The sequence below is a fragment of the Pantoea sp. RCC30.1 genome (genome assembly GCF_058148845.1).
Genome location: NZ_JBXUHX010000011.1, coordinates 90323 through 102156, shown reverse-complemented (window position 1 = coordinate 102156; position 11834 = coordinate 90323). Strand labels below are relative to the sequence as shown.

The 11834-nt window shown below is 57.6% G+C and carries 14 protein-coding genes and 1 other annotated feature; of the genes, 13 read left to right on the top strand and 1 reads right to left on the bottom strand.

What is annotated here, in order from left to right:
- The first annotated feature begins 173 nt into the window (after positions 1 to 173).
- The 3 genes from puuD to AC2LB6_RS11890 are packed head-to-tail and all read left to right on the top strand — an operon-like array spanning position 174 to position 2787.
- Positions 174 to 941 (top strand): gamma-glutamyl-gamma-aminobutyrate hydrolase, encoded by a 768-nt coding sequence (puuD, locus tag AC2LB6_RS11900; RefSeq protein ID WP_490093657.1) that lies wholly within the window; start codon positions 174 to 176, stop codon positions 939 to 941.
- Positions 934 to 1491, top strand: coding sequence for an HTH-type transcriptional regulator PuuR (gene puuR / locus AC2LB6_RS11895; RefSeq protein ID WP_490093656.1), 558 nt, complete (start codon positions 934 to 936; stop codon positions 1489 to 1491). Before puuD ends, puuR begins: the two co-directional genes overlap by 8 nt.
- An 18-nt stretch (positions 1492 to 1509) precedes the next feature.
- Positions 1510 to 2787, top strand: a complete 1278-nt coding sequence (locus tag AC2LB6_RS11890) for an NAD(P)/FAD-dependent oxidoreductase (protein ID WP_490093655.1) — start codon at positions 1510 to 1512, stop codon at positions 2785 to 2787.
- Positions 2788 to 2953: 166 nt separating this feature from the next.
- Here AC2LB6_RS11890 and AC2LB6_RS11885 read toward each other — a convergent pair whose 3' ends face one another.
- Entirely contained in the window at positions 2954 to 3781 is an 828-nt protein-coding gene (locus tag AC2LB6_RS11885; protein ID WP_490093654.1) for an SDR family oxidoreductase, read from the bottom strand.
- Positions 3782 to 3960: 179 nt separating this feature from the next.
- Between AC2LB6_RS11885 and hisL the strand changes: the two genes are divergently transcribed.
- The 10 genes from hisL (at position 3961) to AC2LB6_RS11835 (ending at position 11778) form a co-directional block, all read left to right on the top strand.
- Positions 3961 to 4008: a his operon leader peptide gene (hisL, locus tag AC2LB6_RS11880; protein WP_100396937.1), complete on the top strand. Its 48-nt coding sequence runs from the start codon at positions 3961 to 3963 to the stop codon at positions 4006 to 4008.
- Positions 3984 to 4104 (top strand) — a sequence feature (His leader region). Its footprint overlaps the gene before it by 25 nt.
- A gap of 48 nt (positions 4105 to 4152) precedes the next feature.
- The gene (gene hisG / locus AC2LB6_RS11875; protein ID WP_004571317.1) at positions 4153 to 5052 is read left to right on the top strand and encodes an ATP phosphoribosyltransferase; all 900 of its coding nucleotides are present in this window, start codon (positions 4153 to 4155) and stop codon (positions 5050 to 5052) included.
- 3 nt (positions 5053 to 5055) lie between these two features.
- Positions 5056 to 6360 carry a histidinol dehydrogenase gene (gene hisD, locus AC2LB6_RS11870; RefSeq protein ID WP_490093653.1) on the top strand — a complete coding sequence of 435 codons (1305 nt, stop codon included), beginning with the start codon at positions 5056 to 5058 and terminating at the stop codon, positions 6358 to 6360.
- Complete coding sequence (hisC, locus tag AC2LB6_RS11865) at positions 6357 to 7433, top strand: histidinol-phosphate transaminase (protein WP_490093652.1); 1077 nt, start codon at positions 6357 to 6359, stop codon at positions 7431 to 7433. Before hisD ends, hisC begins: the two co-directional genes overlap by 4 nt.
- The gene (gene hisB, locus AC2LB6_RS11860; RefSeq protein WP_490093651.1) at positions 7430 to 8497 is read left to right on the top strand and encodes a bifunctional histidinol-phosphatase/imidazoleglycerol-phosphate dehydratase HisB; all 1068 of its coding nucleotides are present in this window, start codon (positions 7430 to 7432) and stop codon (positions 8495 to 8497) included. The genes hisC and hisB overlap by 4 nt, the downstream gene beginning before the upstream one ends.
- Positions 8497 to 9087 carry an imidazole glycerol phosphate synthase subunit HisH gene (gene hisH / locus AC2LB6_RS11855; RefSeq protein WP_008926061.1) on the top strand — a complete coding sequence of 197 codons (591 nt, stop codon included), beginning with the start codon at positions 8497 to 8499 and terminating at the stop codon, positions 9085 to 9087. Before hisB ends, hisH begins: the two co-directional genes overlap by 1 nt.
- The gene (gene hisA / locus AC2LB6_RS11850; RefSeq protein WP_490093650.1) at positions 9087 to 9824 is read left to right on the top strand and encodes a 1-(5-phosphoribosyl)-5-[(5-phosphoribosylamino)methylideneamino]imidazole-4-carboxamide isomerase; all 738 of its coding nucleotides are present in this window, start codon (positions 9087 to 9089) and stop codon (positions 9822 to 9824) included. Before hisH ends, hisA begins: the two co-directional genes overlap by 1 nt.
- Positions 9806 to 10582 carry an imidazole glycerol phosphate synthase subunit HisF gene (gene hisF / locus AC2LB6_RS11845; protein ID WP_004571310.1) on the top strand — a complete coding sequence of 259 codons (777 nt, stop codon included), beginning with the start codon at positions 9806 to 9808 and terminating at the stop codon, positions 10580 to 10582. The genes hisA and hisF overlap by 19 nt, the downstream gene beginning before the upstream one ends.
- The gene (gene hisIE, locus AC2LB6_RS11840; RefSeq protein ID WP_490093649.1) at positions 10576 to 11187 is read left to right on the top strand and encodes a bifunctional phosphoribosyl-AMP cyclohydrolase/phosphoribosyl-ATP diphosphatase HisIE; all 612 of its coding nucleotides are present in this window, start codon (positions 10576 to 10578) and stop codon (positions 11185 to 11187) included. The genes hisF and hisIE overlap by 7 nt, the downstream gene beginning before the upstream one ends.
- A gap of 114 nt (positions 11188 to 11301) precedes the next feature.
- On the top strand, positions 11302 to 11778 hold the full coding sequence (locus AC2LB6_RS11835) for a YbaK/prolyl-tRNA synthetase associated domain-containing protein (RefSeq protein ID WP_490093648.1): 477 nt from the start codon (positions 11302 to 11304) through the stop codon (positions 11776 to 11778).
- Positions 11779 to 11834: the final 56 nt, after the last annotated feature.

Sequence of the window (11834 nt, the reverse complement as noted above, 5' to 3'; positions counted from 1 at the left end):
TGCTCAAAATAACAGCCACACCACTAACATAGCGCCAACATAAAAAGTGTGCAAATGTAACAAATCTGTTTGAACAACAACCAGCAGATTGCTAGATTGAAAAAATATTGCACACTTAACCGCCAGACGTGCCCTTTCGGTAGATATTTCGAACAGTGATGCGAGGACGTGAGATGGGCATTATTTTTGACAAGCCGTTGATTGGCGTAGTGATGTGCCAGAACGATCTGGGTGGGCATTTAACTCAGACGGTGCACAACAAATATATCGATGCGGTTGTCCTTGCGGGCGGCGTGCCGCTAGCCCTGCCCCACAGTCTGATGAATGCGCCTCATCTATTAGAAAATGCTATGGCTGTTCTGGATGGCCTGCTGCTGACCGGCAGCCCCAGCAATATCGAACCCTGGCATTATGGCGAGACGGGCGAAGAGCCGCACGCCGATCCGGGACGTGACCGTCTCGCCTTTCAGCTGATCACCTGGGCCACCAGCCACAAAATGCCGATGTTCGGGATTTGTCGTGGAATGCAGGAGCTGGTGGTGGCCAATGGCGGTGCACTGTGGAGGGAGGTCAGCGGGCAGCCGCCGTTTCAGCGTCATCATGAAGATGAGACGCTGCCACTGGATCAGCAGTATGCGCCGGCTCATCAAATCACTATCGAACCGGATGGCGTGCTGGCGACATTGCTGGACAGCGACAGCCCGCTAAGAGTCAATTCACTGCATCATCAGGGCGTACGTGAGCCAGGCCCGCAACTGCGCGTTGAAGCGCGCGCGCCGGATGGCCTGATTGAGGCGGTGAGTCTGCGTCATCATCCCTTCGCCCTGGCGGTGCAGTGGCATCCCGAGTGGCAGCCGCAAAGCACGGCGGGATCGCAGGCGTTGTTCAGCGGCTTTATTCAGGCCGCCATTCGCTATCACAGGGGAAAAGCAGATGAGTGATGCCACGCTGGCACCGGGACGACGGCTGGCGCAGATCCGGCAGACGATGGGGCTGTCGCAACGTCGCGTTGCCGAACTGGCCGGACTGACCCACAGCGCCATCAGCACCATTGAGCAGGATAAGGTCAGCCCGGCGGTCAGCACGCTGCAGAAGCTGCTGAAAGTTTATGGGCTGTCGCTGTCAGAATTCTTTTCGGAACCCAAAGCGGATGCCGAGCCGAAAATAATTGTCCGCGCCAGCGATCTGCTGGAGATTGGTAGCCAGGGCGTTTCGCTGAAACTGATCGACAACGGTCGTGCGCAGCGCACGCTGGGCATGCTGCTGGAAACCTATCAACCCGGTGCCAGCACCGGCGAGAAGCTGCGTCATCCGGGGGAAGAGACCGGCACGCTGCTGGAAGGAGAAATTACGCTGGTCATCAACGGACAGCAGTTTCACCTCTCCGCCGGTGAGAGCTATGTGATTGATACTGGCTTACCGCACAGCTTCACCAACAGTGCTGAAATTCCCTGCCGCATTGTCAGTGCCCACACGCCAGCCAATTTTTAAGCGCTTCCGGAGATTGTTATGAATTATGTGGAGAGTTATTACACAGCGACAGCCAATCCGCATGCGCCCTGGCCGACCTTACAGGAGAGCATTCAGTGTGACGTCTGTATTATTGGCGGCGGTTTCACCGGCCTTTCAGCGGCGCTCCATCTGACCGAGGTGGGCTACGACGTGGTCGTACTGGAAGCGGCGCGGGTGGGCTTCGGTGCCAGCGGTCGTAACGGTGGTCAGGTGGTGAACTCCTATAGTCGCGACGTGGATGTGATTGAGCAGCGTTACGGCAAAGAGAGCGCCCGCATGCTGGGCGGCATGATGTTTGAAGGCGCTGAGATTATCCGCGATCGCATTAAGCGTTATGCGATTGAGTGCGACTACCGGCCTGGAGGCGTGTTTGCCGCCCTGAATGCGCGCCAGATGGCACATCTGCAAAAACAGAAAGCGTTGTGGCAGCAGTACGGGAATCACAATCTGGAGCTGCTGGACGAACGCGCCATTCGCCGCGAAGTCGCCACCGAACGCTACGTCGGTGGACTGTTGGATCGGCGTGGCGGTCATCTGCATCCGCTGAACCTGGCACTGGGTGAAGCAGAAGCAATCCGGCGACATGGCGGGCGCATCTATGAACAGTCCGCAGCGACAGAGGTCGTTTATGGCACGCCTAACCGGGTGAAGACCGCCCAGGGTGAGGTCAGTGCGCAATTTGTCATCTTCGCCGGTAACGCCTATCTGTCACCCCAACTGGAGCCGCGCCTCAGCAGGAAAAGCATGCCGTGCGGTTCGCAGATTGTGGCGACAGAGCCGCTGACGCCTGACCAGGCGTTGTCGCTGATGCCGAATAACTACTGTGTGGAAGATTGTAACTATCTGCTGGATTACTTCCGTCTGACCGCAGACAACCGGCTGCTGTATGGCGGTGGCGTCGTCTATGGCGCAAGAGAACCAGCCGATATCGAAGCGTTGATTCGCCCCAAGCTGCGCCGCACTTTCCCACAGTTACAGAACGTGAAACTGGACTTCAGCTGGAGTGGCAATTTCCTGCTGACACTGTCGCGCATGCCGCAGTTTGGCCGGCTGGAAAAGAATGTCTATTTTATGCAGGGCGACAGCGGTCACGGCGTGACCAGCACACATCTTTCCGGGAAGTTGATCAGCGAAGTGTTACGCGGCGATGCCGAACGATTTGACGCCTTCGCCCGCCTGCCCCATCTGCCGTTCCCCGGCGGGCGGCGCTTTAAGGTGCCGCTGACGGCCATGGGCGCGGTGTGGTACGCACTGAGGGATCGATTGGGGGTGTGAAGCTGAGGGCCAGACTTTACTGTCTGGCCTGCTTAGCATCGGCGTGTCTGCGGGCACAGTCTGCCCTGTCCTTAGTTTCTTAAAGTATGTTGTAACTATGTGAGTGGCAGATTGATGGCACAATTCAGCGAGGGCACCCTGCCCCCGCCATCACATCAGCCGCCTGTTATTCCAGCGGCATCTTCACCGGATCGTCATAGCGGTACTCAAAACCGAGTTCGCTACAGATACGGGATCCATCTATCAGTTTGCCGCTGTCTTTAACTGCTTCTGGCGCGAACTGCGGCGGCTGCAAACCAAGCTGGCGCGTAACCGCAGGATAGAAAGTGTCACGCGTCGGGTGTTTCGGCGCACTGAGGTTGTAAACCCGGCCCCCTTTCGGCGACTGTAGCAGCAGCGTAATCGCCTCGACCACATCATCCAGGTGCACCAGATTCACGCCCTGCGAGCCATTCGCGACATCCTGCTTACCCGCCAGGAAGCGTCCCGGATGGCGCTTTGGCCCGACCAGACCGGACAGACGCACAATATCCACGCTGGTCCCCGGCAGATCGTGCAACCAGCTCTCCAGTTTGACCAGCGTCTTTCCGGCTACCGTTTCTGCGGTCAGCGGGCTGTTTTCCCGCTTAACCCCGGAACTGCCGCCATAGACCGACGTTGAACTGGTAAAGATGATGCGCGGCACTTTGTAAACCAGCGCGGTGTCGACCACATTCTGCACCGCCTGCAGATAGGCCTCGCCACCTTCTGCAGTGCGGCTGGCGGGCAGCGTGACAATCAGCGCATCAACGTTGAACAGCGGCTCAATATCGGCAGCATCACACAGCAGTTCCGGCGTCAGTTCCAGCTGGAACGCCTCGATGCTACAACGGCGTGCGGCTTCAACACCGTCTGGCGTGGTTTTGCTGCCGGTGACCTGCCAGCCTCGCGCAGTTAACGCCGTGGCCAGCGGCATGCCCAACCAACCCAGTCCCACTATCGCGACCTTCTTCATTTTGACTCCTGACGTGAAACATCAACCCTGACTTCACCGTAGTTTGCCCCCGGATTGCAAACCAGAACAACCTGTTTCAGCGCTTTCCGAACCGCCCGTTTAAAAAAGTGTTGCCAAGCGCAGCCATCTTCGCTAGGTTAAACCCCACAAATGAATACTCATTCATCGACGAGATTATTATGACACGCGTTCAGTTCAACCATCATCACCACCATCATCCTGACTAGTCTTTCAGGCGATTGGTGCTGGAAGACTTTCAAGATCTTCCAGTGGTGTGAACGCAAGAGAACCCCCGGAAGATCGTCTTCCGGGGGTTTTTTTATGGGCTGGCGTAACCACACATTCAGGACAGGATTAAGAGGACAGGAACCATGTTAGATAACACCCGTTTACGCATAGCTATGCAGAAATCTGGCCGTTTAAGTGATGATTCACGCGAACTGCTGGCGCGCTGCGGCGTTAAAATCAATCTTCAGCAACAGCGCCTGATTGCGTTTGCGGAGAACATGCCGATCGACATCCTGCGTGTGCGCGATGACGATATCCCCGGCCTTGTTATGGATGGCGTGGTCGATTTAGGTATCATCGGTGAGAACGTGCTGGAAGAAGAGCTGCTCTCGCGACGTGCCCAGGGTGAAGATCCGCGTTACTTTACGCTGCGCCGCCTGGATTTCGGCGGCTGCCGTCTGTCGCTGGCGATGGCGACAGACGCCGAGTACACCGGCCCGGAATGCCTCGATAAATCCCGTATCGCTACCTCCTATCCGCACCTGCTCAAACAGTACCTCGACAAGAAAGGCGTCAGCTTCAAAACCTGTTTGCTGAACGGTTCCGTAGAAGTAGCGACCCGCGCCGGTCTGGCTGATGCCATCTGTGACCTGGTCTCCACCGGTGCAACCCTGGAAGCCAACGGCCTGCGTGAAGTTGAAGTGATCTATCGTTCGAAAGCGGTATTGATTCAGCGTGACGGCGAGATGCCTGCCGCCAAGCAGGAGCTGATCGACAAGATGATGACCCGTATTCAGGGCGTGATTAAAGCGCGTGAGTCGAAGTACATCATGCTGCACGCGCCGAGTGAGCGCCTGGAAGAAGTCATTAGCCTGCTGCCCGGAGCTGAGCGCCCGACCGTTCTGCCGCTGGCAGGCGATGTGAGCCGCGTGGCAATGCACATGGTCAGCAGCGAAACCCTGTTCTGGGAAACCATGGAAAAACTGAAAGCACTGGGTGCCAGTTCGATTCTGGTGCTGCCTATTGAGAAGATGATGGAGTAAGCCATGGCCTTTTCTACCCCGATTGAGTGGCAGCAGTGCACCCCCGAACAGCAACAGGCGCTGCTGTTACGTCCCGCCATTGCCGCCTCTGAAAACGTCACGCTAACGGTGCGCAACGTGCTGGAGCAGGTAAAGCTGAACGGCGATGACGCTCTGCGCGAGTTCAGCGCCCGCTTCGACAAAGCGCAGGTGGAAAACCTGCGCGTGACGCCGCAGCAAATCACAGAAGCCAGCTTACGTCTGAGTGACGAACTGAAGCAGGCGATGGCCGTCGCGGTGAGGAATATCGAAACCTTCCACAACGCGCAGATTCTGCCGCCGGTGGATGTGGAAACACAGCCCGGCGTGCGCTGCCAGCAGATCACTCGCCCGGTGAAATCTGTCGGGCTCTATATTCCCGGTGGTTCCGCCCCGCTCTTCTCTACCGTGCTGATGCTGGCGACCCCTGCCCGTATCGCTGGTTGTGGCCGCGTGGTGCTCTGTTCACCACCGCCGATTGCCGATGAGATTCTCTATGCCGCGCAGCTTTGTGGCGTAGAAGAGGTGTTCCAGGTCGGTGGCGCGCAGGCTATCGCCGCGCTGGCCTTCGGCACTGAAACCGTGCCGCGCGTCGATAAGATTTTTGGGCCGGGCAACGCCTGGGTCACAGAAGCAAAACGTCAGGTGAGTCAGCGCCTTGATGGTGCGGCAATTGATATGCCAGCCGGTCCTTCTGAAGTGCTGGTGATTGCTGATGAAGGTGCCACACCCGCGTTTGTCGCGTCTGATCTGCTCTCACAGGCCGAACATGGCCCTGACTCGCAGGTGATTCTGCTGACGCCGTCATTAAAGCTGGCTGAAGCGGTCGCGGTCGCCGTTGAACAGCAGCTGGCGCAGTTGCCGCGTGCGGTCACGGCGCGTCAGGCGCTGGAGAGCAGCCGCCTGATCGTGGCGCGCGATCTTGAGCAATGCGTTGAGATTTCCAATGTTTACGGCCCGGAGCACCTGATTCTGCAGACCCGTCAGCCGCGTGACCTGGTGGAGTCGATCACCAGCGCCGGTTCGGTATTTTTAGGCGACTGGTCGCCGGAGTCCGCAGGGGATTATGCCTCGGGCACCAATCACGTGTTACCGACCTATGGTTATACCTCGACCTGTTCCAGCCTGGGCCTGGCCGATTTCCAGAAACGCATGACGGTGCAGGAGCTGACGCCGCAGGGCTTCCTGAATCTGGCCGCCACCATTGAAACACTGGCCGCCGCCGAGCAGCTGGATGCCCATAAAAATGCCGTCACCCTGCGCGTTGCCGCACTGAAGGAGCAAGCATGAGTCAGGATATTGAGCAGCTGGCGCGCGCCAATGTGCGCGCCCTGACGCCCTATATGTCGGCGCGTCGTCTGGGTGGCAACGGAGATGTCTGGCTCAATGCCAACGAGTTTCCGCTGCCGGTGCCGTTTGAGCTGTCGCAGCAGACGCTGAACCGCTATCCCGAATGTCAGCCTAAGCTGGTGATTGAGCGCTATGCGGCTTACGCAGGTTTAACGCCGGAGCAGGTACTGGTCAGCCGTGGCGCAGATGAAGCCATCGAGCTGATCATGCGCGCCTTTTGTGAGCCTGGCCAGGATGCGATTCTGTTCTGTCCTCCGACCTATGGCATGTACAGCGTCAGCGCCGAAACCATTGGCATTGAATACCGCACCGTCCCGGCGCTCAGCGACTGGCAGCTGAACCTGCCTGCTATCGCGGAGCAGCTGGATGGCGTCAAAGTCGTTTACCTCTGCAGCCCGAACAACCCGACCGGCAATCTGATTAACCAGGACGACATCCGTCAGCTGCTGTCGATGACCGCTGGCAAAGCGCTGGTGGTAGCCGATGAGGCCTATATTGAGTTCTGCCCGCAGGCGACTCTGACCGGCTGGCTGAAAGATTATCCGCATCTGGTGATCCTGCGTACGCTTTCAAAAGCCTTTGCGCTGGCGGGCCTGCGCTGTGGCTTTGCGCTGGCGAACACGCCAGTAATCGATCTGCTGATGAAGGTCATAGCACCCTACCCGCTGGCCACACCGGTCGCCGATGTGGCCGGTCAGGCGCTGAGCGAGCAAGGCGTTGCGCTGATGCGTGAGCATGTGGAACAGCTGAATGCGAATCGCGGCTGGCTGCAGACTGAACTGGCTCAGCTGGCCTGCGTTGAGCAGGTTTTCCCCAGCGAGACTAACTATGTACTGGCGCGCTTTACCGATTCACCAAAAGTCTTCAAAACCTTATGGGATCAGGGCATTATCCTGCGTGATCAGAACAAAAATCCGGGCCTGTCGGGATGCCTGCGCATCTCCATCGGCACGCGTGAAGAGTGCGAACGAGTGATCGCCGCGCTGCAAGCCTTTTCTGTGGAGCAAGCATGAGCCAGAAGACCCTTTTTATTGACCGCGACGGTACGTTAATCTCTGAGCCGCCTGAAGATTATCAGGTGGACCGTCTGGATAAGCTGGCGTTTGAGCCAGACGTTATCCCGGCGCTGCTGGCGCTGCAGGCCGCTGGTTATCGCCTGGTGATGATTACCAACCAGGATGGTCTTGGCACCTCAAGTTTCCCGCAGGCCGATTTCGATGGCCCGCACAATCTGATGATGCAGGTTCTGACCTCACAGGGCATCGCGTTTGACGATGTGCTGATCTGCCCGCACATGCCGGATGATCACTGCGACTGCCGAAAACCAAAAACCAGAATGGTGGAAGCCTGGCTGGCCGAAGGCGCGCTGGATACCGCCAACAGCTACGTGATTGGCGATCGCCTGACCGATGTTCAGCTGGCAGAGAACATGGGTATTCAGCCTATCCGCTACGGCGCTGACGGCGAGAACTGGCAGACCATCCAGCAGCGTCTGACCCAGCGTGACCGCCATGCGCTGGTGCAGCGCAACACCAAAGAGACGCAGGTGCGCGTTGAACTGTGGCTGGATCGCGAAGGCGGCAGCAAGATTAATACCGGCGTGGGTTTCTTCGACCACATGCTGGACCAGATTGCGGTGCACGGCGGCTTCCGCATGAACATCGAAGTGAAAGGCGATCTCTATATTGACGATCACCACACGGTGGAAGATACCGGTCTGGCGCTGGGCGAAGCACTGCTGAAAGCGCTGGGCGACAAACGCGGCATTGGCCGTTTTGGCTTTGTGCTGCCAATGGACGAATGTCTGGCGCGCTGCGCGCTGGATATCTCCGGCCGCCCGCACATCGAGTTTAAAGCAGAGTTCAACTATCAGCGCGTGGGCGACCTCAGTACGGAGATGGTCGAGCACTTCTTCAGCTCGCTCTCCTACGCCATGATGAGCACACTGCATCTGAAAACCAAAGGCAAGAACGACCATCACCGTGTCGAAAGCCTGTTTAAAGCCTTTGGACGTACGCTGCGCCAGGCGATCCGCGTTGAGGGTAATACCCTGCCGAGCTCGAAGGGAGTGCTGTGATGAACGTGGTGATCATGGATACCGGTTGCGCCAACCTTTCATCGGTGAAGTGGGCAATTGAACGTCTGGGCTATACCCCGGAAGTGAGCCGCGATCCCGATGTGGTGCTGCGCGCCGACAAACTGTTTCTGCCGGGCGTAGGCACCGCGCAGGCGGCAATGAATCAGCTGGAAGAGCGTGACCTGATCGACCTGGTGAAAGCCTGTACCCAGCCCGTGCTGGGAATCTGTCTGGGTATGCAGCTGCTGGGACGCGGCAGCGATGAAAATGGCGGCGTGCCGACGCTGGGCATCATTGATGAGCCGGTGTCGTTAATGGACACTCACGGCCTGCCGTTGCCGCACATGGGCTGGAACCAGATTACCGCACAGGCGGGCAATCATCTGTTCCGTGGCATCGACGAAGGCTGCTACTTCTACTTCGTCCACAGCTATGCCATGCCGGTCAATGCCAGCACTATTGCCCAGTGTCACTACGGTGAAGCTTTCACCGCAGCGGTACAGAAAGATAACTTCTTCGGCGTCCAGTTCCATCCGGAACGCTCGGGCAAAGCGGGCGCGCAGTTGCTGAAAAACTTCCTGGAGATGTAATGATTATCCCCGCGTTAGATTTAATTGACGGCAAAGTGGTTCGTCTGCATCAGGGCGATTATGGTCAGCAGCGCGATTACGGCAGCGATCCGCTGCCACGTCTGCAGGATTACGTAAACCAGGGCGCGACTGTGCTGCATCTGGTGGATTTAACCGGCGCGAAAGATCCGGCGAAACGCCAGATTGCGCTGCTGAAAACCCTGCTGGACGGCGTTGATGTGACGGTGCAGGTCGGTGGCGGTATTCGCAGTCGTGACGATGTGCACGCGCTGCTGGAGGCAGGAGCAAGTCGTGTGGTGGTCGGTTCCACCGCCGTGAAGCAGCCTGAAGAGGTAAAGCGGTGGTTTGCAGAGTTTGGCGCCGAGGCGATTGTGCTCGCGTTAGATGTCCGCATTGATGCCAGTAACCGCAAAGAAGTGGCGATCAGTGGCTGGCAGGAAGCGGCGGGCGTGACGCTGGAAGAGGTTATTACCGATTTTCAGCAGGTGGGCCTGAAACATGTGCTGTGCACCGACATTTCGCGTGACGGCACCCTGAGCGGCTCCAATGTTGCGCTCTATCAGGAAGTGACGGCGCGTTTCCCGACGATTGCTTTCCAGTCCTCGGGAGGCATTGGCGACCTCAATGATATTGCCGCACTGCGCGGCAGCGGCGTTCAGGGCGTGATTGTCGGACGTGCGCTGCTGGAAGATAAATTCACAGTTTCGGAGGCGATCGCATGCTGGCAAAACGGATAATTCCCTGCCTGGACGTACGTGACGGCCAGGTAGTCAAAGGCGTACAGTTTCGCAATCACGAGATCATCGGCGACATCGTACCGCTGGCGCAGCGCTATGCCGCCGAAGGTGCCGACGAACTGGTGTTCTATGATATCACCGCCTCATCTGATGGCCGCGTCGTTGACAAAAGCTGGGTGTCACGCGTTGCGGAAGTGATCGATATTCCGTTCTGCGTGGCGGGCGGCATCAAAACCCCGGAGGACGCGGCGCGTATTCTTGAGTTTGGTGCGGATAAGATTTCGATTAACTCACCGGCGCTGGCCGATCCCTCGCTCATCACCCGCCTTGCGGACCGTTTTGGTGTGCAGTGTATTGTGGTCGGCATCGATACCTGGTTTGACGAAGCCAGCGGCAAATATCAGGTGAATCAGTATACCGGTGACGAAGCGCGTACCCGCGTGACGCAGTGGGAAACGCTGGAGTGGGTGCAGGAAGTGCAGAAGCTGGGCGCAGGCGAAATCGTGCTGAACATGATGAACCAGGATGGCGTGCGTAACGGCTATGACCTGGTGCAGTTGAAGAAAATGCGTGAAGTCTGCAACGTGCCCCTGATCGCCTCTGGCGGCGCAGGCACCATGCAGCACTTCCTCGACGCGTTTACTGAGGCTAACGTCGATGGGGCTTTAGCCGCCTCGGTATTTCATAAGCAGATTATTAATATTGGTGAGCTGAAGAGCTTTCTGATCGACAACGGAGTGGAGATTCGCGCGTGCTAACTGAACAACAACTGGCCCTTCTCGACTGGGAAAAAACACAGGGCATGATGCCGGTCATCGTTCAGCACAACGTCTCAGGCGAAGTGCTGATGCATGGCTACATGAACCCAGAGGCGCTGGAAAAAACCCTGGCAGAAGGCAATGTCACCTTTTTCTCCCGCACCAAAAACCGTCTGTGGACCAAAGGCGAGACCTCAGGCAACTTTCTGCAGGTGGTGAGTATCACGCCTGACTGCGACAACGATACGCTGCTGGTGCTGGCGAACCCGATTGGCCCGACCTGCCATCTTGGCACCACCAGCTGCTTCTCACCGGCTGTACCTGAGTGGACCTTCCTCTATCAGCTGGAAGAACTACTGGCATCGCGCAAAACAGCCGATCCTGAAAGCTCTTATACCGCACGGCTCTACGCCAGCGGCACCAAGCGCATCGCGCAGAAAGTGGGCGAAGAAGGGGTTGAGACCGCGCTGGCAGCGACTGTCAATGATCGGGATGAACTGACTAATGAAGCTTCAGACCTGGTTTATCACCTGATGGTGTTGTTACAGGATCAGGATCTCGACTTCAGCGCCGTGATTAACAACCTGCGCGCCCGCCATAAGTAATTGTGCAATATGCTGCTCAGAATTTCGTTTTGATGCTAATTCTGAGCAGAATCCTTCTCAATCCTCACCCCTATCCCGCACAATAACGGCGACTCAAACCTCAGGGAGAGAACCGTGACGACCCATGAAAAATTAATCGCCCTGCTCGACCAGCACCAGGCACGCTATCGCCTGATGGAGCATGAGGCGACCGGTAAATGTGAAGCGGTTGCGGCGATACGCGGCACCGAAATTGGCCAGGGCGCGAAAGCGCTGGTCTGTCATGTGAAAGGCAACGGCGTTAAACAGCATGTGCTGGCGGTTTTACCAGCCGATCAGCAGGCGGACCTGGGCAAAGTCGCGGCAGCGGTCGGTGGACGACGCGCCTCACTCGCCAGTCCGGCGGAGACCGATCTGCTGACCGGTTGCGTATTCGGGGCGATCCCGCCGTTCAGCTTTCATCCCGACCTCAGACTGGTGGTTGACCCCGCGCTGTTTGAACGTTATCCGGAGATCGCGTTTAACGCCGGTCTGCTGGAGCGCTCAGTGATTCTTAACACCGAAGATTACCGGTCGCTCTGCGTGGCTGACGTGGTGAAGATAACGCAGTAATTGCCATCCCGGCAGCCCGGCGATACTCTGCATAATCACTCATCACGACAGAATAA